General features: G+C 56.3%; 15 protein-coding genes. 11 read left to right on the top strand and 4 right to left on the bottom strand.

The window, feature by feature from the left end:
- Positions 1 to 4: 4 nt before the first annotated feature.
- The 8 genes from IEY52_RS04620 (at position 5) to trhA (ending at position 9,969) form a co-directional block, all read left to right on the top strand.
- On the top strand, positions 5 to 1,597 hold the full coding sequence (locus IEY52_RS04620; protein ID WP_189000529.1) for a protein kinase domain-containing protein: 1,593 nt from the start codon (positions 5 to 7) through the stop codon (positions 1,595 to 1,597).
- Between the two features lie 262 nt (positions 1,598 to 1,859).
- Positions 1,860 to 2,897, top strand: coding sequence for a LacI family DNA-binding transcriptional regulator (locus tag IEY52_RS04615; protein WP_189000527.1), 1,038 nt, complete (start codon positions 1,860 to 1,862; stop codon positions 2,895 to 2,897).
- A 157-nt stretch (positions 2,898 to 3,054) separates the two neighbouring features.
- Positions 3,055 to 4,194: an NAD(P)/FAD-dependent oxidoreductase gene (locus tag IEY52_RS04610; RefSeq protein WP_189000525.1), complete on the top strand. Its 1,140-nt coding sequence runs from the start codon at positions 3,055 to 3,057 to the stop codon at positions 4,192 to 4,194.
- A gap of 148 nt (positions 4,195 to 4,342) precedes the next feature.
- Positions 4,343 to 5,326, top strand: a complete 984-nt coding sequence (locus tag IEY52_RS04605) for a C39 family peptidase (protein ID WP_189000522.1) — start codon at positions 4,343 to 4,345, stop codon at positions 5,324 to 5,326.
- 49 nt (positions 5,327 to 5,375) lie between these two features.
- Positions 5,376 to 6,116, top strand: a complete 741-nt coding sequence (locus IEY52_RS04600; RefSeq protein WP_189000519.1) for a sugar nucleotide-binding protein — start codon at positions 5,376 to 5,378, stop codon at positions 6,114 to 6,116.
- A 305-nt stretch (positions 6,117 to 6,421) separates the two neighbouring features.
- The gene (gene guaB / locus IEY52_RS04595) at positions 6,422 to 7,885 is read left to right on the top strand and encodes an IMP dehydrogenase (protein WP_189000517.1); all 1,464 of its coding nucleotides are present in this window, start codon (positions 6,422 to 6,424) and stop codon (positions 7,883 to 7,885) included.
- Positions 7,886 to 8,142: 257 nt separating this feature from the next.
- Positions 8,143 to 9,210: an NADH:flavin oxidoreductase/NADH oxidase gene (locus tag IEY52_RS04590; protein WP_189000514.1), complete on the top strand. Its 1,068-nt coding sequence runs from the start codon at positions 8,143 to 8,145 to the stop codon at positions 9,208 to 9,210.
- 111 nt (positions 9,211 to 9,321) lie between these two features.
- Positions 9,322 to 9,969: a PAQR family membrane homeostasis protein TrhA gene (trhA, locus tag IEY52_RS04585; protein ID WP_189000511.1), complete on the top strand. Its 648-nt coding sequence runs from the start codon at positions 9,322 to 9,324 to the stop codon at positions 9,967 to 9,969.
- Between the two features lie 340 nt (positions 9,970 to 10,309).
- Here trhA and trpD read toward each other — a convergent pair whose 3' ends face one another.
- From trpD to trpE, 4 genes are all read right to left on the bottom strand, one after another.
- Positions 10,310 to 11,308: an anthranilate phosphoribosyltransferase gene (gene trpD, locus IEY52_RS04580; protein WP_189000508.1), complete on the bottom strand. Its 999-nt coding sequence runs from the start codon at positions 11,306 to 11,308 to the stop codon at positions 10,310 to 10,312.
- A 154-nt stretch (positions 11,309 to 11,462) separates the two neighbouring features.
- Positions 11,463 to 12,053 carry an anthranilate synthase component II gene (locus IEY52_RS04575; protein WP_229684640.1) on the bottom strand — a complete coding sequence of 197 codons (591 nt, stop codon included), beginning with the start codon at positions 12,051 to 12,053 and terminating at the stop codon, positions 11,463 to 11,465.
- A 2-nt stretch (positions 12,054 to 12,055) separates the two neighbouring features.
- Positions 12,056 to 12,442 (bottom strand): tautomerase family protein, encoded by a 387-nt coding sequence (locus tag IEY52_RS04570; protein WP_189000505.1) that lies wholly within the window; start codon positions 12,440 to 12,442, stop codon positions 12,056 to 12,058.
- A 3-nt stretch (positions 12,443 to 12,445) separates the two neighbouring features.
- Positions 12,446 to 13,846 (bottom strand): anthranilate synthase component I, encoded by a 1,401-nt coding sequence (trpE, locus tag IEY52_RS04565; RefSeq protein ID WP_189000501.1) that lies wholly within the window; start codon positions 13,844 to 13,846, stop codon positions 12,446 to 12,448.
- 286 nt (positions 13,847 to 14,132) lie between these two features.
- On the opposite strand from trpE, the gene IEY52_RS04560 reads away from it, so the two are divergent.
- The 3 genes from IEY52_RS04560 to IEY52_RS04550 all read left to right on the top strand — a co-directional run bounded on the left by IEY52_RS04560 (position 14,133) and on the right by IEY52_RS04550 (position 18,827).
- Positions 14,133 to 14,993 carry a sulfurtransferase gene (locus IEY52_RS04560; RefSeq protein ID WP_189000498.1) on the top strand — a complete coding sequence of 287 codons (861 nt, stop codon included), beginning with the start codon at positions 14,133 to 14,135 and terminating at the stop codon, positions 14,991 to 14,993.
- Between the two features lie 107 nt (positions 14,994 to 15,100).
- Positions 15,101 to 16,357 (top strand): NAD(P)/FAD-dependent oxidoreductase, encoded by a 1,257-nt coding sequence (locus IEY52_RS04555; RefSeq protein WP_189000495.1) that lies wholly within the window; start codon positions 15,101 to 15,103, stop codon positions 16,355 to 16,357.
- 244 nt (positions 16,358 to 16,601) lie between these two features.
- Entirely contained in the window at positions 16,602 to 18,827 is a 2,226-nt protein-coding gene (locus IEY52_RS04550; RefSeq protein WP_189000492.1) for a glycosyl hydrolase family 18 protein, read from the top strand.
- Positions 18,828 to 18,892 lie beyond the last annotated feature (65 nt).

Here is an 18,892-nt window from a genome sequence, read left to right as displayed (position 1 = left end):
TGCCATGAACATTTGCCCTTTGTGTGGTACCCCCAATGATCCCCATGCTGTCACTTGCATCAGTTGTGGCGCGCAACTGGAAAACACCCTGCCACGCATTGAGAAATACGATTTGCAGCGGGTGCTGGGCAGTGGTGGATTTGGCATCACCTATCTGGCCACAGACCGCAACACAGGCCGAAAAGGGGTTTTAAAGGAGTTTTTCCCGTCTGGTTCTGTGCGCAATCGGGATGGTTCTGTGGAGCTTCCTCAGGGATATGACATTGATGAGGTGCTTCAGGAGGCCCGTGTGCTGGCCCGCTTCAAGCATGAATCCATCAACATGTGTTACACCGCGGAGCGCCTGAACAGGACCGCTTACCTGTTTCTGGAATTTGTGGAAGGCAAAGACCTGATTTCGGTGTACCATTCGGGCATTTTGACGCCTGGGCTGGTCAAGAGCATTTTGCTGGATTTGCTGCATGCCCTGGATTACGTGCACAGCCAGGGGTTTTTGCACCTCGACCTCAAACCCGAGAACATTCTGCTTTCCGATGGGCGTCCTGTCCTGATTGATTTTGGGTCTGCGGTGCTGCACGGTGCCCAGAGTTCCAGAATTGTCACCCAAGGGTATTCTGCTCCAGAGCAATACAGCAAGGGCATGACCCTGGGCAGCCACACGGATTTTTATGCCCTGGGCGGGGTGGTGTTTTACCTGCTGACAGGCAGAATTCCGCCTTCTGCGCTGGTCAGGATGTCTGGGGAGGACCAGGACAGTGAGGATCTGGTCAGACAGCTGCCCCAGGACACCCCGGAAGAACTCAGGCAGGTGGTGGGCAGATGCATGGCTCTGTCCATTCCCAAACGCCCTGCCACGGCTTCTGAGTTGCTGCAGATTTTTGGGGTGCAGAGTAAATTGCAGCCTGCAAGCAGACCGTCCACGGAAAACCAGAGCAGGGAAGATGAGGCTTTCAAATTTGCCCTCAAGGCAGAAGAGCAGCAGGATTTTAAAGAAGCTGCGAAGCGTTATGAAGCTGCGGCCCGCAAGGGGCATCTGGAATCTGCTTACCGTCTGGGCAGGCTGTACCATCTGGGGAAAGGGGTGCCACAGGACTTCTACGAGGAGTTTCACTGGATGGGGGAGGCTGCTTCCAGAGGCCATGCCCTGGCGCAGTGTCAGATGGGATGGCTGTGTTTCTATGGCTGTGGGACCTTCAGAAGCATCAAGCAGTCCCTGGCCTGGTTCACCCGTGCGGCAGAGCAGGGCAACCTGGAAGCCCTCACCTGGCTGGGAAAACTGCACATTCTGGGCAGAGGGGTGCCAAAAGACGAGGACCAGGGCTTCAAATGGATCAAGCAGGCGGCTTTAAAAGAGCATCCAGAAGCAGAGTTTCAGATGGGCATGGCTTACCTGAATGGAATCTCGGTGAACCGGCATCCTTCCAGAGCGCTGTACTGGTTTGAGCGCGCCATGGAGCACGGTCATCTGGAGGCGTTGTACCAGCTGGGGAAAATGTACCGCACCGGGGAAGCCGGGGTGACCGATCTGATCCGCTCCAGAGAGTTTTTCCTGCGGGCTTTTGTGGGTGGGTTTCTGGAGGCCGAAAAAGAATTGTGATCGGGGATTCAGCTTTTCTGAGTGAAAAGGTCAGTTTGGGTCATTTTGAAAGGTTTTGCTGTCCTTGCAGCATAAAATTCAATTTGGAAAAGATTCCATGCAGGACTTCAAAAACGGTTTTTGCTGTTTTGAATGTGGAAAGTTGTGCCAACAATGTCATGGATTTGTGGATTGAAAACGATATCATGTGAACAAGCACACTGTTGGAACGTTCCATAGAACGTCTTAAAGTTGTCACAGTGGCAGAAGAGGCTGGTGCTTGATGAGCAAACACACCATTCAGGATGTCGCACGGAAGGCCCGGGTAGGCGTAGGGACCGTAAGCCGTGTGCTGAACAACCACCCATCCGTTCGCAAAAGCACCCGGGACAAGGTTCTGGCGGCCATTGAAGACCTGAATTATGCACCCAACCCCCACGCCAGACGCATTGCTGGCGGGCGTTCTTACACGGTCAGTGTGATGCTGCCAATGGTCAGCGTGGAATTTTATGTGCGTCTGGTCAATGCCATTGAGGAATGCCTGGATGAAAACCGTTTTGACATGGCCATTTTTCCGCTGCTGGGCCGCGCCCGCATCGAGCGCTACCTGAACAGCAACCGCATCGCCTATCAGGCCGATGGGATTATCATGTGCACCTACGATCTGGGGCGGCTGTTCCCGGATGGAGCCCTCCCCACAGAACACCCGGTGGTGCTGGTAGACAACGAATCTGAGCACTATGATTCGGTGTTCCTGGACAACTATTACGGGGGGTACCTGGTCGGTGAGTACGCAGGCCGTCTGGGTCTTCCTGCTTACACCATGTCTCTGGAAGACGATCCCGAAGGCGTTTTTGTGTCCCAGGTCTTCGTGGACCGCAAACGGGGCTTCGACGATGGGGTCACCTCCAGCAATGTGCAACTGGTGCGGGATTACCCCAGCGGACTCCACCACCAGGGTGGGGTGCAGGCAGCCCAGAAACTGCTGGACGAGGCCGTTTTTCCCTGCACGGTTTTTGCCGCTGCAGACGTGCTGGCAGGCTCCCTGATTGAGGAGGCCGGGCGCAGGGGTCTGGTGGTGGGCCGGGACATCAAGGTGATTGGTTTCGATGACCAGCCCTGGTCCCAGGACATGAAACTGACCACCGTGCACCAGCCCATCGAGGTGATGGGTCGCCGTGCGGCAGAGATGCTGCTGGAAAGGCTCTCGGGTTATGATGGTCCTCCCAGAAAGGCCCGCTTTACACCTCACCTCGTGGAACGCGATTCCACCCTGGGTGAAGTGTTACCCGCCAAGTACGTGGCGATTGCCGAGAGATAGTGGGATTCCGCTAAACAAGACTGTATTGAAAGTGTTCTCAAGGTCACATGGCATAGTGTAAACTTGACACTGAAGCGGGGACACACGTCTCTGGCTGTACTTCCCCAAGGGGCCATATGCCGTGCGTCCCCTTGTGAACGGTTTCACAGGAGCGAGAATGAAGACATTGATCCTAGGTGCAGGTTATGCGGGACTTGCAACTGCCACCAAACTGAAGCCCACCGAGGGCTTAGACGTAAAGCTCATCGAGCAGAACCCCTTCCACACCTTTGAGACCCGTCTGCATGAAGCAGCCGCTCACAACACCCAGGTGACCCTGCCCATCGCGCCCCTGTTGCGCGGCACGGGTGTAGACCTGGAGCTTGCCAAAGTCCTCTCTGTGGACCTCGACAAGAAAGAAGTCACCACCGACAAAGGCCAGACCCTCTCTTACGACGCTCTGGTGATCGGTCTGGGCAGCGTGACCAACTTCTACCGCATTCCCGGCCTTGCTGAGTACGCCAGCGAACTGAAGCGCCTGGAAGACGCCGAAGAAATCTACGCCTGGATCAACAAAGCGCACCTTCCCACCTACACCGGAAGCCGCAACATCGTGATCGGCGGAGCGGGCCTCACCGGGGTGGAACTTGCCACCGAAGTGGCCCAGCGCACCGATTACCTCTCCAAGCAGCTCGGCACCGACAAGCTCACCATTTACCTGGTGGAAGCCGGTCCCAAGATCCTGCCTGTTCTGGAAGACGACCTGCGCAACAAAGCCATGAAAACCCTGCTGGACTACGACATCAAGGTCATGACCGGCCACCGCGTCATGAAAGCCACCGAAGACACCGTGACCATCCAGGCCGAAGGCCAGGACCCCCAGGTGATTCCTTCCGGCAAAACCATCTGGACCGGCGGCATTCAAGCCCAGGACATCGTGAAGGGCGAAAAACTCCAGCGTGGTCCCGCCAACCGCATTGTTGTAGATGCCAGCCTGCGCATCGCTGAATACCCCGAAGTCTTCGTGGTCGGCGACATGGCCCTCGGCAAAAACCAGGAAGGCAAACCCGTCCCCACCACTGCCCAGCACGCTGGACAGCAGGGCCGCACCACGGGCCGCAACCTGATGCGTCTGGCCAAAGGCCGCGAACTGGTGGACTACGAACCCAGCACCCTCGGTGAATTCGTGTCCCTGGGTGGTCTGATGGCTGTGGGCTGGATGAAACTCCCCTGGAACCAGAAGCTCAAGCTCTCTGGTGGCTTGGCCCACATGATGAAAAAAGCCAGTGAATGGCGCTGGCGGGAGAGCATTTCTTAAACCTGCTCTCAGACCATATCTGAATCAAAACCGCTGCCTTGCGCAGCGGTTTTTGCTTGTAGGCACACTGTTTCTGCCCACACAAAGCTGCAGTTCAGGTGCAGGGTTTTCTACTTTTTCTTTTTCACTGCAGACTTAAACTGCAAACATGAAATGGTTCTGGGTGGGACTCATGCTGACTGGTGCTGCGTTTGCTGCTCCAGAAAAGGTTTTTTTGACCGGAGTGCGGCATGAATACCAGCGCCTGAACAACTGCGGCCCTGTGACCCTGGGGATGGCCCTCAGTTATTACGGCAGTGCCCTCACCCAGTACCAGATTGCTCCCATCCTCAAGCCCAACAAAGCAGACAAAAATGTCTCTCCAGACGAAATGCGGAATTTCGTACGCAAGCAGGGTTTCAAAATCCATGAGGGCATTGCTGGAAACTCTGGCACCCTGAAAAGCCTGCTGGCTGCAGGTTACCCGGTGATGGTTCAGACCTGGATGGAACTCCCCGAAGAAGGAGGCATGGGACATTACCGTCTGCTGCTTGGTTTTGATGATGAAGCAGGGGTGTTCAGGGCCTATGACTCGTATATGGGAACCAGAGTGAGCCACAGCTATGCCCGATTTGATCAGGATTGGCAGGTGTTCAACCGCACCTATCTGGTGGTCTATCCTGAAAGCAAAGCCAGCGATGTAAAAGCCATTCTGGGACCACGCATGAATGGTGGATGGGTGCTGAAAAAAGCCCTGCAGTTGGCCCAGCAGGAAACCTCAACAGATCCCAGAAATGCTTTTGCATGGTTCAACCTGGGCAGCACCCTGGTCAAACTGCACAGCCCAAAAGCCGCCATCAAAGCCTTTGATCGGTCCAGAAACCTGGGTTTGCCCTGGCGGATGTTCTGGTACCAGTTCGAACCGCTGGAGGCGTATTTTGAGACCGGTCGTTATTCAGATGTGGTTTCCCTCAGCACAGATGTGCTGAAACACGCCCCTGACCACGAGGAAGCCCTGTACTGGAGAGGCAGGGCCAGATACCAGCTGAAGCAGCCCAATCAGGCCAGAACCGATGTGCAAAAAGCCCTGCAATACCGTCCGGCTTTTAAAGAAGCCCGGGACATCCTGAAAATCTGGGCGTCCAGGGGGTAGCAGCAAACCTGTGCTAGACTTCAACAAATCCAAATTTCTGGAGCGCAACATGAAAGTACTCATCACAGGTTTAAAAGGCACACTGGGCCCAGTGGTGGCCAGGGTGTTCGAGCAGCAGAGAGCAGAAATTCTGAGCTGGGACCGCAGCATTGTGGACCCTGAAAACACCGAAGCCACTGCTCAATACCTGGAAGCGCTTCAAACAGAGGCCATTGTGCATCTGGCCATGGGAAGTGAACGCTGGGCGGCACAACTGGCAGGTTATGCAGCAAAACAGCACATCCCTTTTGTGTTCACCAGTTCGGTGATGGTTTTTGATGATGAACCCGACGGTCCCCATCACCCTGCAGATCCCAGAACCGAAAAAGACGGCTACGGCACCTACAAAGTGCGCTGCGAAGATGCCATCCTGGCGACCAACAAAAATGCCATCATTGCCCGGATTGGCTGGCAAATTGATCCTTCCGGCGAAGGCAACAACATGCTGGCCCACCTGGACCAGTGGCAGGAACGGGAAGGCAAAATCGAGGCCAGCACGCGCTGGAAACCCGCCTGCTCCTTCATGGAGGACACTGCAGAAAGCCTGTGGAACCTGCTGCAAACAGGAAAAGGAGGCATCTACCACCTGGATGCCAACGCCCAGGATGCCTGGACCTTTGATCAGGTGGTGCTGGCCCTCAAAAAGAAATTTGACCGTGCCTGGGAGGTGGTGCCTTTGGCAGGCTATCAACACGATCAGCGTCTGGCAGGGCATGAAGGCTGGATTCGGAGGCTGTCAGAACGGATTTAAGCCGAGGGCCGAGAGCCGAGGGCCGAGGGCAAAGCTGCTATGCTTTCGCTGCTGCTTTGGTCTTACCAGCCTGGAAAGCACCGAAACTTTACCAGCATAGATGATGGTTTTCTGGTCTTGACCCCTGAAACCCATGCCTGTACCTGGCTCTCGGCCCTCGGCTCTCGGCATGATCCAGAGGCTTTGTTTTGCACTGCAGATCAGATAGGATGGAAGCACCACAAACAGTGTTCCAAATTGGGCTAGGTGTATTGGGCGGCAACCCTCTGCGTACCTGACCCAAAAGGGTTATACTTGCCTGCAATATGAGTGACGCGTTCCAGTACAAGTTCGGCAAAGAAGGCATCACCTACGACGACGTTTTGCTCGTTCCCAGGTACTCTGAAGTACTTCCCAATCAGGTGAGTGTCAAATCCCGGCTCACCAAAAACATCACCCTCAACATCCCCCTGATCAGCGCAGCCATGGACACGGTCACCGAGACCCAGATGGCTGTGGCCCTCGCCCGTGAAGGGGGCATTGGCGTGATCCACAAGAACATGCCCATCCACGACCAGGCCGAGATGGTGCGCAAGGTCAAACGCTCTGAGGCGGGCATGATCACCGACCCCATCACCCTGCCCATCACCGCCACGGTGGGAGATGCAGAAAAACTGATGGGCGAATACCGCATCTCTGGTGTGCCCATTGTGGAAGAGGGCGGAAAACTCATCGGGATCATCACCAACCGGGACATGCGTTTTGTCACGGATTACAGCATTCCCGTGTCAGATGTGATGACCAGAGAGAACCTGGTCACTGTTCCGGTGGGCACCACCCTGGAGCAGGCAGAGCAGATCTTCAAGCAGCACCGCATTGAGAAACTGCTGGTGGTGGACGAGAACTTCAAACTGACCGGCCTGATCACCATCAAAGACATCATGAAGAAGATCAAGTACCCCAATGCAGCCAAAGACAAATATGGCCGTCTGCTGGTGGCTGCAGCCATCGGGGTCAGTGCAGATGTGGAAGAACGCGCCGCTGCACTGGTGGCCGCTGGTGCAGACGTGCTGGTGCTGGACAGCGCACACGGCCATTCCAAAGGCATCATCGATGTGCTGAAGATGATCAAGGGCCGCTTCCAGGTGGATGTCATTGCCGGAAATGTCGCCACTGCAGAAGGCACCCTGGACCTGATTGAGGCTGGAGCCGATGGCGTGAAAGTCGGGATTGGCCCCGGAAGCATCTGCACCACCCGTGTGGTGACGGGTGTGGGGGTTCCCCAGGTCAGCGCTGTGTTCGAGGCTGCACAGGCAGCAGAAGCCCACGGCGTTCCCATCATTGCAGACGGAGGCATCAAACAGACCGGGGATGTGCCCAAGGCCATCGTGGCCGGAGCCAACGTGGTGATGATGGGCAGCATGCTCGCAGGCACCGACGAAGCCCCCGGCGAACTGATCCTGCGGGAAGGCCGCCGCTTCAAAACCTACCGCGGCATGGGCAGCGAAGGGGCCATGAACAAGGGCTCCAGCGACCGTTACTTCCAGTCTGGTACCAAAAAATTCGTTCCCGAGGGCATCGAAGGCATTGTGGCCTACAAGGGCTCTGCCGGAGAGGTCATCTATCAGGTGGTCGGGGGCCTGCGTGCAGCCATGGGTTACTGTGGGGCAGCAGACATTGAGGGCCTCAGAAAAGACGCCCAGTTCGTGCGCATCACCATGGCGGGCCTGATCGAGTCCCACCCACACGACGTGACCATCACCAAGGAATCACCGAATTACAGCAGGTGAAAAGAAAGATCCGGGCATTGCCCGGATCTTTCTTTTGCCGAGGGCGCGGGGCACAGGGTCGAGGGCAAAAGATGGCTTGAGCTAAAGCTTTTTGGATTTGACATTTAGCTCAAGCTGTTGCAATTTAGACTCTCGGCTCTCGGCTCTCGGCTCTCGGCTCTCGGCTCTCGGCTCTCGGCTCTCGGCTCTCGGCAACTTTTATCAATTGCAACCCTGCTTCTTTTTCCCATGCCATTTCACAGGTTATGACAAAAGGCATGAGCCAGCTTTTCACCCCCATCACCTTCCGTGGCGTGACCCTCAAAAACCGCATTGTGGTCAGCCCCATGTGCCAGTATTCCTCTGAGAACGGTTATCCCGGCGACTGGCATCTGGTGCACCTGGGTGCTTTTGCCCAGGGAGGTGCCGCTCTGGTCATCACCGAGGCCACCGCGGTGGTTCCAGAAGGCCGCATCAGCCCGGACGATCTGGGCATCTGGGAAGATGGACAGGCAGAAGCTTTAAGCAAGATTGTGCAGTTCATCAAAGGGCAGGGAGCAGTGGCCGGGATTCAACTGGCCCATGCTGGCAGGAAGGCCAGTGTGCGCTCTCCCTGGGACTCCAACAGGGCCATTCTGACCCCAGAAGAGGGTGGCTGGGAAGTGGTGGCTCCCAGTGCTGTGCCCTTCACCGAGGGCTGGCTGGTGCCCCATGCCCTGACCCTGGAAGAGATTCAGAAGCTCAGGGAAAACTGGGTGGCTGCGGCCCTCAGGTCTGTGAAGGCTGGTTTTGAGGTGCTGGAAATCCATGCGGCCCACGGGTACCTGTTCCATGAATTTCTGTCTCCCCTCAGCAACCACCGCACCGATGAGTACGGAGGCAGTCTGGAAAACCGCAGCCGTTTGCTCCTGGAAGTGACCAGAGACATCCGTGAAGCCATTCCAGCGCACCTTTCCCTGTGGGTCAGGATCAGCGCCACCGACTGGACCGAGGGTGGCTGGACCCCTGAAGAAAGTGTGGAGCTGTCAAAAGCCTTGAAAGCTGCAGGTGTGGACCTCATCGACACATCCACAGGGGGCAATGTTGCCACTGCAAAAATTCCTGTGGAACCGGGTTATCAGGTGCGTTTTGCAGAGCAGATCAAACACGAGGCAGGCATTCCTACCGGAGCTGTGGGCCTGATCACTGAACCCCAGCAGGCTGAACAGATTGTGGTTACCGGGCAAGCGGATGTGGTTTTGCTGGCCCGTGCAGTGCTCCGAGAGCCGCACTGGGCACAACTGGCTGCCAAAGCCCTGGGCGTGAAACCCGAGGCTCCCAGACAATACGCACGGGCATGGCTCTGAAGGATTGAAGGAGAACCTGTGACAAAAACCGTGTACACCGCGACGAAAATGGTGCAGACACACACATGGGTTGCACACTTATTGAACCCGGTACAAAGGTATAATGGGCTTATGTTGAAGCACCTGCGTGAACCCATCAATGCAATCACCCACTGGCTGGGGGCTGGAAAAGCCGTCATCCTCACGGTGCTCCTGTGCATCTTTGCATACAGGGGAGGGGTTCACTGGTGGCCGTTCCTGATCTTCGGGGTCAGCATGTTCCTGCTGTACCTGGCCAGTGCCTCCTACCATTCGTTCTTTGTGAAAGACAAAGTGCTGTTGTGGCTGCGCAAACTGGACCACAGCGCCATCTTTCTGCTGATTGCAGGCAGTTACACCCCCATTGCCATGCTGGCCCTGCCTGACAAATGGCGGCTCTGGACCATGGTCATTGTGTGGGGTGTGGCGCTTGCTGGCGTGATCCTCAAACTGGTCACCATGAAACTGCCCCGCTGGATTTCAACGGTGCTTTACCTGGCCATGGGCTGGATGAGCGTGGTTCTGATGCCCCAGTTGATTGCCCACTTCTCCTGGACCCCCATGGTCTGGATGTGCATTGGCGGTCTGTTTTACTCCATTGGTGCGGTGATTTATGCCACCAAAAAACTCAACCCCATTCCTGGTGTTTTCGGGTTCCATGAAATCTGGCACCTGTTTGTGCTGGGGGGAACGGCCAGCCATGCCGTGACAATGTTTTATTTGACCTCACGGGTGGCTTAGGTCCTCCTGCTTCCTGCAAGCTCGAAGTGGTCCTCCATTTGCGTTGGGGGACTTTCTCTTGTCTGAGAGCACGGAGGGTCAGATCCCTCCGCTTCTTGCTGTCGCTCGAAGGTCCTCCCTTCTTGACTCTGATAACGTGCCTTCTTGACCCCACTACGCGCTCACGTGACGGCACGTTTCGCGCTGGGTCGCTTAATGAAGGGAGGTTGGTGGAAACACCATGCAAAACCATCCCAAACGCACATCAATCCCCCTTTGTTAAGGGGGACAGCCTGAGCACAGCGAAGGGCAGGGGGATTTAACCCTCTGCCCTCTGAAACAACCAGATCCACAGAAAACCCTACTGGTGCGTCAGTGCAGCATAAGCCTGCAGCTTGAGCAAGGCTTCTCCCGAGTCCAGCACCTCATAGGCCCGCTGGATGCCTTTTTCGATGCTGTCTTGCTGGCCAGCAATGTACAGGGCAACGCCTGCATTCAGCGCAACAATGTCCCGCTGGGCCTGGGTGCCCTGGCCTCCCAGCACTGCCCTGGTGATTTCAGCATTGTGCTGGGCGTCTCCACCCTGAATTTCGGTTTTGGCCACGCAGCGCATGCCCACACTTTCGGGATCGATGGTGTACTCGTGGATTTCGCCGTTTTTCAGTTCTGCCACCTGGTTGGGGCCGCAGGTGGTGAATTCATCCAGACCATCCCCATAAACCACAATTCCACGTTTCAGGCCCAGTTTTTGCAGCACCTGAGCAAACACGGGCACCAGATGGGGACTGGACACCCCGACCACCTGATGGGTGGGGGTGGCAGGATTGGTGAGGGGACCCAGCAGGTTAAAGACCGTTCTGACCCCCAGTTCTGCACGCACGGGAGCAGCAAAACGCATGGCTGGGTGGTAGCTTCTGGCAAACAGAAAACCCACCCCCACAGTGTTGATGGCTTTCTCGATGGTTTCCGGGGAGGCATTTAAATTGACCCCGCAGGCTTCCAGCAGGTCCGCACTTCCCGATTTGCTGGAAGCGGCCCGGTTCCCGTGTTTGGCCACCGTCACGCCAGCAGTGGAAACCACAAAAATGGTGGTGGTGGAGATGTTGAAGGGATTTTCGCTGTCCCCTCCAGTGCCCACAATGTCCATCACCAGGGGTGATTTCACCTTCACTGGAATGGCAAATTCACGCATGGTGGAGGCAAATCCTGCAATTTCCTGAGGGGATTCCCCCCGGACACGGAGTGCAGCCAGTGCAGCAGAAAGCCGCACAGGACTCACCTGATCACTCATCACCTGCCGCATGAACACCGCGGCTTCATCGAAAGACAGCACCTGACCGGACAACAGTTTCTGAAGCATCGAAGACCTCAATTGATTTTAGGGGCCAGGGGCCAGGGATCGGGGGCCAAGGGCTAGACGGAACAGGAGGCAGTTGGCTGTTGAGATGGTGCACATTTCAGTTGACACCAACCTCCCCTTTCAGGGGAGGACAGCGAAGCGCAGCAAGGTGGGGTTAAAACGGATCATCCAGAAAATTCTTCAGCATCCTGTGCCCGTGTTCACTGGCGATGGATTCCGGGTGGAACTGCACGCCGTGCATGGGGTACTGCTTGTGGCGCAGGGCCATCAGGGTTTTGCTGCCATCCACCTCGGTGGTCCAGGCGGTGGCTTCCAGGGTTTCGGGCAGGTCTTCCACCACCAGGGAATGGTAGCGGGTCACCTGAATGTCTTCTGGAATCCCAGCAAACACGCCTTTTTCGTTGTGCTGGATGCGGGACATCTTGCCGTGCATGATGTGTTTGGCCCGCACCACATTTCCCCCGAAAGCCTGCCCCATGCTCTGGTGTCCCAGGCACACGCCCAGAATGGGGATCTGGGCTGCGTATTTCTCGATCACTGGGATGCTCAGACCGGCTTCGCTGGGGGTGCAGGGACCAGGGGAGATGATGATGCGGTCAGGCTGCAGCCTGTCGATGTCTGCAAGCTCGAACTGGTCGTTTCTCCACACCTCGGCTTCGATGCCAAATTCTCCGAGGTACTGCACGATGTTGTAGGTGAAACTGTCGTAATTGTCGATGACCAGCACTTTCAGGTTGACATCCATGCTTACACCTCTACCTTGTAGTTGAGCGCCAGATCTGCGCCGTTCTTGCCCCGGATGCCCCAGTTGACCTTCGGGGTTTCGATGAGGATCACTTCCACATCCTGACGGGTTACGCCGATGTGTTCCAGTTCAATGAAAAGCTGCTCGATCAGGGCGCGTTTGGTGGCTTCTGTGCGGCCTTCAAACATGTGGATTTCGATGTCCAGGTACTTTTCGCTGCGGTCTGCAGGATGGATGAAAAACCCCTCGTCCAGAGGCAGAAACCGGTGGAATTTCTTGTCCAGAGGGTACTGCAGGGCCACCACCACAGCTTTGTGAATGGCTTCCGACAGCACCTCCTTGTGCGGGACCAGGAACGCTTTGTGCCCGTAAATCTTGATGTTTGCCATGATTTACAGCCCCTTTTCTGCCATTTCCACGGCCCGTTTTAAAGCAGCGGATTTGCTCATGGTTTCGTTGAATTCAAACTCGGGGTCGGAATCTGCCACCACACCGCCCCCGGCCTGGATGTAGACCTTGTTGTTGGCAATCACGGCGGTTCTGAGGGTCAGGGCCATGTCCATGCTGCCGTTCAGGGCGATGTACCCGAAAGAGCCCCCGTAAGGGCCACGGCGCACGGATTCCACCTCCTCAATGATCTCCATGGCGCGGATTTTGGGTGCACCAGACAGCGTGCCCATCGGGAGGGTGGAGGCCAGGGCATGCAGGGGGGTTTTGCCCGCAGCCAGTTCTGCTTCCACGGTAGAGACAATGTGCATCACGTGGCTGTATCGCTCCACCCGGAAGGCGTCTTTGACTTTCACAGAGCCGTATTTTGCCACCCGTCCCAGGTCGTTGCGGCCCAGGTCCACCAGCATCAGGTGCTCTGCACGCTCTTTCTCATCTGCCAGCAGTTCTTTTTCCAGCGCAAGGTCTTCTTCGGGGGTGAGGCCACGTTTGCGGGTTCCGGCAATGGGCATGGTGGCGATGGTCACCCCATCGCTCTTGCAGAGGCTTTCCGGGCTGGAAGCCACCAGGGTCACATTGGGAAACTGAATGAACCCGAGGTAAGGGCTGGGGTTCACGGAACGCAGGGCACGGTAAATGGCAAAGGGATGGGTGGTCAGCTTTGCAGAGAAGCGCTGGGAAGGCACCACCTGGAAAGCATCCCCGGCGTGAATGTACTCCACGCACTTGCGGACAGCCTCCATGTAACCTTCTTTGGTGAAGTTGCTTTCCCACTCGGCGTTTTCTGCTGCGGGCTCACTGCCGGGAACCAAAGAAAGGGGCGCGCGGAGTTTCTTCACCAGATCATCCAGCACACCCTGAGCATCCTCTTCATTTTCCCGCACCGTCACCACAAACAAGCGGTGCTTCACGTGGTCAAACACCACCACAGCATCGGGAATCATGAATTCCACGTCAGGCAGGTTCAGTTCGTCCGGGTTGGTTTCCGGAAGTTTTTCGTACAGGCGGATCACATCGTAAGAGGCATAACCCACCGCGCCTCCCACAAAAGCAGGCAGACCATTGGGAATTTGCACCTCAGGGTGGATGGTTTTTTCGTACAGCAGGGCCAGGGGGTCCTGCACAAAGAGGGTTTCGTTGCCAAAAGCCCCCTCCAGGGTCACGTTGTGGCCTCTGGCAATGAATTTCCCTTGCGCTCCTACCCCTAAAAAGGAGTAACGGGCACTGCGTTCTCCACCTTCGACACTTTCTAAAAGGAAGCTGTGGGTGCTGCCGGAGGCAACTTTCAGATAAGCACTGACGGGTGTTTCAAGATCGGCGTGGATTTCCCGGTAATACACTTGCATCTGCTTCCTCCGTGGCCCTGAAGTGTGGCCGGTCTGTGTCATCAAACGAAACCCCCGAGGTCTGATTCCTCGGGGGCAAGAGCAAAAGCCTGACGTCCTCCCGAGTTCAGGGAGTCCACCACCAGTTGGCTTTTGCGGTATGGCTTAACATCTTAGGATCAAGGGTACTTTACGCCTCTGGTTTTTGGCAAGGGTTGTATAGGGGTAAGCATGGATGCGGAGGGCCAGATCAGGATCAGGGAGGTTTGCAGTGTTGTTGCTGACCTCTGAACAGTAGAATGGCCCTATGCCAAAGAATTGGGTGTCTGCGAAAGAAATCTTCGCCAGGGTGTTTGAGCCGAATTTGCGCATCATCGATGTGCGTTCCAACCTGCTGGACCACAGCTACGGAGCCACCAAATTTGCAGAGGGACACCTGCCCAATGCGGTCAGGCTGGACCTCGAAAAAGACCTCTCTGGCCCCAAAGGAGAGCATGGAGGCCGCCATCCTTACCCCAGTGCGGACCAGATCAAAGCGGTGTTTGAGCGGGTCGGGGTCAGCGACCACACCCGTGTGGTGGTTTACGACGATGCAGGAGGCATGTACGCCGCCCGGGTCTGGTGGCTTTTGAAATCCATCGGTCATGAGGATGTGTGCTTGCTGGATGGGGGCATTCAGGCCTGGCTTGCAGAGGGATTCTCTCTGGAAACCGCAGCCAGGAGCTTCCCGGAAGGCCAGATCACCGTGCAGGAAAAACCAGAACTGCTGGCCAGTATGGAGGAGGTTCGCACGGTCAAAGGCAGGAAAGATGTGCTCCTGATTGATGCGCGTGCTCCAGAACGTTACCGGGGAGAGGTGGAACCGATGGACCGCATTCCGGGCCACATCCCCGGAGCCATCAACCGTCCTTTTGGGCAGAACCTGGAAAATGGCAAATTCAAAAGCCTGGACGCTTTGCAGGCCCAGTACCAGGACCTGACTGGAGCACAGGAAAAAATCCTGTACTGCGGCTCTGGCGTGTCTGCAGCCCACAATGCTGTGGTTTTTGATGAACTGGGCATCCCACACAGGCTTTACGCGGGTTCTTATTCCGACTGGGTGAGTTACCCCGAGCATGAAGTGGAAACGGGCGAGAAGGCGACAGAAAGTGTTCTGACCGGAGAATGAGAGGCAGAAGGCGCAGGATGCTGAAGCCTGAGCATTTGGCCTTCTGCTGGTCATGTGGATTACCCTCTGCACAGCTCAAAAATGATTGAATCGCAACAGGAGGCATCATGCATGTCATTGTCATTGGCGCAGGATTGGCAGGCCTGACGGCTGCACGCACCCTGAAACGGGCCGGGAAACAGGTCACGGTGCTGGAAAAAGCAGCCCATGTGGGTGGAAGGGTCTGCACCTCACAGGTGGAGGGTTTCACCATTGACCATGGGTTTCAGGTGCTTTTTACGGGTTATCCAGCGGTCAAACGCAATTTGAATCTGGAAGCACTGGATTTGCGGGTGCTGGAACCCGGAGCGGTGATCCGTTCCCAGACCCAGACCAGCACGGTGGGAGATCCCTTCAGGTTGCCCGGAGATGCTCTGCAAAGCCTGCAAAGCCCGCACCTGACCCTCAAAGACAAGGTGCTGGTGGCAAAACTCAGTGTGGACATCGGGCAGGGAGAGGCGCACAGGTTTTTCCGGGAAGCAGAAACCTCCACCCTGACTTTTTTGCAGGAGTACGGGTTCAGCGACAGTGCCATTGATGCGTTTTTCAAACCCTTCTTTGGAGGCATTTTTCTGAACCGGGAGCTTTCCACCTCCAGCAGACTGTTCAAGTACTATTACCGCATGATGCTGTATGGTGAGGTGGCTTTGCCCAGAGAAGGCATGGGGGCCATTCCCAGGCAACTCTCCAGGGGCCTGGACATCCGCCTGAACACCAGTGTGACGGCCCTGGAATCCAGCGGCCACAACGTGCGGGTGTACACCGCAGACGGACCTCTGGAGGCAAACCAGGTGGTGATCGCAACCGATCCGCCAGAACTGCGCCGTTTGCTGGGTGTTCAGACGCCTCAGGGGCATGTGGGGAGTTCTTACGTGTATTTTGCCAGTGACACCCTGCTGGACCAGAGCCGCAAGTTGATTCTGGCCTCCGATGAGGGCCTGATCAACAATGCCATGTGGCTCAGCAATGTGGGACCTTATGCACCCTCAGGGAAACATCTGCTGGCGGTTTCGGTGTTGCGGGCGGCATTTGACAACGACAACCTCTTGATGGTGGGGGTGTTGCAGGAACTGGAGCACTGGTATGGCAACCAGACAGGGGACTTGCAGCCCTTGAAAATCCTGCACATTCCGTATGGGCAATTCAGTCAGGAGGTGGGCTTCATGGACCAGCTTTCTCCTCTGAAAGCCCCGATGGAGCGGATCTGGATTGCCTCAGAAGCCACCCGGATGAGTGGCATCCAGGGGGCCATGGAAAGCGGGGAACAGGCTGCTGCGGCCATTCTGGGCGATGTGCAGACCCTTTCCAGACCAATGGGGGCATAAGACCAGTTTAAAAATTGGTATGGCTAAAGGCATCCGGGATTTCCGGGTGTCTTTTTTATTGAAAATTTGAATTGCACTTTCTGGATCAGGGGTATGGAGGCTGATCGCCGGTTTATTTACCGGTAAATCAGGTATAGACAGCTGGGAATTGGTCTTGAAGTGGTTCGGGTATATTTTGATCAAGCTTTCCAAAAAACCTGATGGATTCCGATCTGCTTTTCTGGCAGGTCAGGAGGTACTGACTGTGAAGAGATCCCTGATGCTGACCGGTCTGCTGATGCTGGGAATGACCACCCTGGTGTCCTGTTCCAGAGATGCCCTGCTTGATCAGGCCCAGATTCAAACCCAGGCCACAGGCCTGACCGCCACGTTCAGCACCAGCAGTGTGTGGAGTGGTGGATTCAACGGGGTGATCACCCTCACCAACAACACCGCTGCAGCCATCACCAGCTGGACCTTGAAGTTTAAATTCAATGGAGATGGTGGCCTGTCTGGAACCCCCTGGGGTGCAGGCGGCAACGCCGTTAAAAATGCCGATGGTTCTTATACCATCACGCCCAACACCTGGGGCGGCAACAACATCCCCGCAGGCAGCAGTGTCACCGTTTCCTACTCTGGTACGGGCACGTTCTCCGGGGTCAACACCTGCACCATCAACAACGCCTCCTGTGATGGCACCACCCCCACCGACACCACGGCTCCGACGGTAAGTACGAGCGTGTCGCCGTCCACGCTGACTGCGGCTGGAACGGCCACAGTGACAGCCACGGCAAGTGACAACGTGGGTGTGAGCAAGGTGGAGTTTTACCGCAACGGCGCATTGGTTTCCACCGATACGACTTCCCCCTACCAGTACAGCCAGAGCTTTGCTGCAGGTCAGAATGGCACCTATGCTTTTACTGCAAAAGCGTTTGATGCCGCTGGCAACAATAAAACGTCTACAGCAACCAACCTGACGGTGAACATCCCCAGCACGGGAGACACCACAGCACCGACCTCCAGTCTGAGTTTGAGTCCGAGCACCCTGACTGCGGCTGGAAACATCAACCTGACGGCGAGTGCTACCGACAACGTAGGGGTCACAAAAGTAGAATTCTATCGGGGGACCACCTTGATTGCCACCGATACCACTGCGCCATACACCTATGCCCATGCGTACAGCAGTTCCAGCCAGAACGGGACGTACAGTTACACTGCGAAGGCGTTTGATGCTGCTGGGAACACCAAAACCAGTGCTGCTGTCTCTGCCACCGTCAACATTCCTGCCACCAGTTTCCCCAGACCCACCGGAAGCACCATCGTGGCCTACTACGGCAACTGGACCAGAGGCACCGGTTACACCGTCAATTCCCTGCCTGCAGACAAAGTGGATGTGGTCAATTACAGCTTCGCCAAGATTGTGGGCGGCAAGTGTGCTTCCACCGATGTCAACGCAGATTACGGCGGCAGTGGACCCACGGTGGGCGGCGGCTTCAATGACATCAAACTGCTCAAGGCCAGAAATCCCAACATCAAAGCGGTCATCTCCATCGGGGGCTGGATGTGGTACGGGACGAACCTCAACCCCAACCAGGAATTTGCGAAGGTGTCCTCCACAGATGCGTCCAGACAGACTTTTGTGAAATCCTGCATCGACCAGTTTGTGAAGGGCATCCAGCCCGGATACAACAACCACGAAGGCATCTTTGACGGCATCGACATCGACTGGGAGTTCCCCGGAGAGTGTGGAGGAGATGCGCCTGCCTACTGCCCGGCTGCCGGACAGGGACCCACAGAACGGGCCAACTGGCTGAAACTGCTGCAGGAATTCCGCAGGCAACTGGACGCCTACAAACCCGGTTTGCTGCTCACCGTGGCGGTCAACCCGGCCCAGCGCATCGTACAGAGCTACAAAGATGAAGGGCTGATTCCCGGCCTCGATCAGGCGCTCAACTGGATCAACGTGATGACCTATGACTTCAGTGGCCCCTGGAGCACCACCACGGGTCACAACACTCCGCTGGATGCCAACCCCAGAGATCCCAATGCTGTCCAGAACTTCACGGTCAAGGGTGGACTGACCGCCTGGAACAACGCAGGCATTCCCAAAAACCACCTGATCCCTGGATTTGCTTTCTACGGGCATGGCTGGGCCAACGTCTCTGCAGGCCCCAACAATGACGGCCTCTTCAATGCAGCCAGTGGAGGTGCTTCTGGTGGGGAAGAGGTGGGCAGTGCCAGCTACAAAGCCCTGGTGAACCTGGTGATCAACAACCCTGCTTTCACCAAGTACTACGACACCTATGCCCAGGCTGCTTATGCCTACGATCCCGTGAACCGTGTGTTCTGGTCTTACGACAACGCCCAGTCCATTGGGGCCAAGGCCACCTACACCAAACAGAACGGTTTCGGCGGGGCCATGTTCTGGATGTCCGGTCAGGACGACAGCCAGAACACCCTGCTGACCGCCCTTGCCAGCAAGATCCACTGAAGTTTGACCTGTCCAGTTTCCCCTCCTTGGCAGAAGGGGAAACTGCTTTTGAGGCAGGGCATTTG

The organism is Deinococcus roseus (assembly GCF_014646895.1).
Lineage (GTDB): Bacteria > Deinococcota > Deinococci > Deinococcales > Deinococcaceae > Deinococcus_C > Deinococcus_C roseus.
This window is presented reverse-complemented; position numbering and strand designations above follow the sequence as displayed.

What these genes read in the sequence shown, in the direction of transcription:
- IEY52_RS04570 (WP_189000505.1), bottom strand. Translation starts at nt 12,442, where the DNA reads ATGGCAAACATCAAGATTTACGGGCACAAAGCGTTCCTGGTCCCGCAC.
- IEY52_RS04575 (WP_229684640.1), bottom strand. Translation starts at nt 12,053, where the DNA reads ATGGATGTCAACCTGAAAGTGCTGGTCATCGACAATTACGACAGTTTC.
- guaB (WP_189000517.1), top strand. Translation starts at nt 6,422, where the DNA reads ATGAGTGACGCGTTCCAGTACAAGTTCGGCAAAGAAGGCATCACCTAC.
- IEY52_RS04615 (WP_189000527.1), top strand. Translation starts at nt 1,860, where the DNA reads ATGAGCAAACACACCATTCAGGATGTCGCACGGAAGGCCCGGGTAGGC.
- IEY52_RS04555 (WP_189000495.1), top strand. Translation starts at nt 15,101, where the DNA reads ATGCATGTCATTGTCATTGGCGCAGGATTGGCAGGCCTGACGGCTGCA.
- IEY52_RS04605 (WP_189000522.1), top strand. Translation starts at nt 4,343, where the DNA reads ATGAAATGGTTCTGGGTGGGACTCATGCTGACTGGTGCTGCGTTTGCT.
- trpD (WP_189000508.1), bottom strand. Translation starts at nt 11,308, where the DNA reads ATGCTTCAGAAACTGTTGTCCGGTCAGGTGCTGTCTTTCGATGAAGCC.
- IEY52_RS04560 (WP_189000498.1), top strand. Translation starts at nt 14,133, where the DNA reads ATGCCAAAGAATTGGGTGTCTGCGAAAGAAATCTTCGCCAGGGTGTTT.
- IEY52_RS04610 (WP_189000525.1), top strand. Translation starts at nt 3,055, where the DNA reads ATGAAGACATTGATCCTAGGTGCAGGTTATGCGGGACTTGCAACTGCC.
- IEY52_RS04590 (WP_189000514.1), top strand. Translation starts at nt 8,143, where the DNA reads ATGAGCCAGCTTTTCACCCCCATCACCTTCCGTGGCGTGACCCTCAAA.
- IEY52_RS04620 (WP_189000529.1), top strand. Translation starts at nt 5, where the DNA reads ATGAACATTTGCCCTTTGTGTGGTACCCCCAATGATCCCCATGCTGTC.
- IEY52_RS04600 (WP_189000519.1), top strand. Translation starts at nt 5,376, where the DNA reads ATGAAAGTACTCATCACAGGTTTAAAAGGCACACTGGGCCCAGTGGTG.
- trhA (WP_189000511.1), top strand. Translation starts at nt 9,322, where the DNA reads ATGTTGAAGCACCTGCGTGAACCCATCAATGCAATCACCCACTGGCTG.
- trpE (WP_189000501.1), bottom strand. Translation starts at nt 13,846, where the DNA reads ATGCAAGTGTATTACCGGGAAATCCACGCCGATCTTGAAACACCCGTC.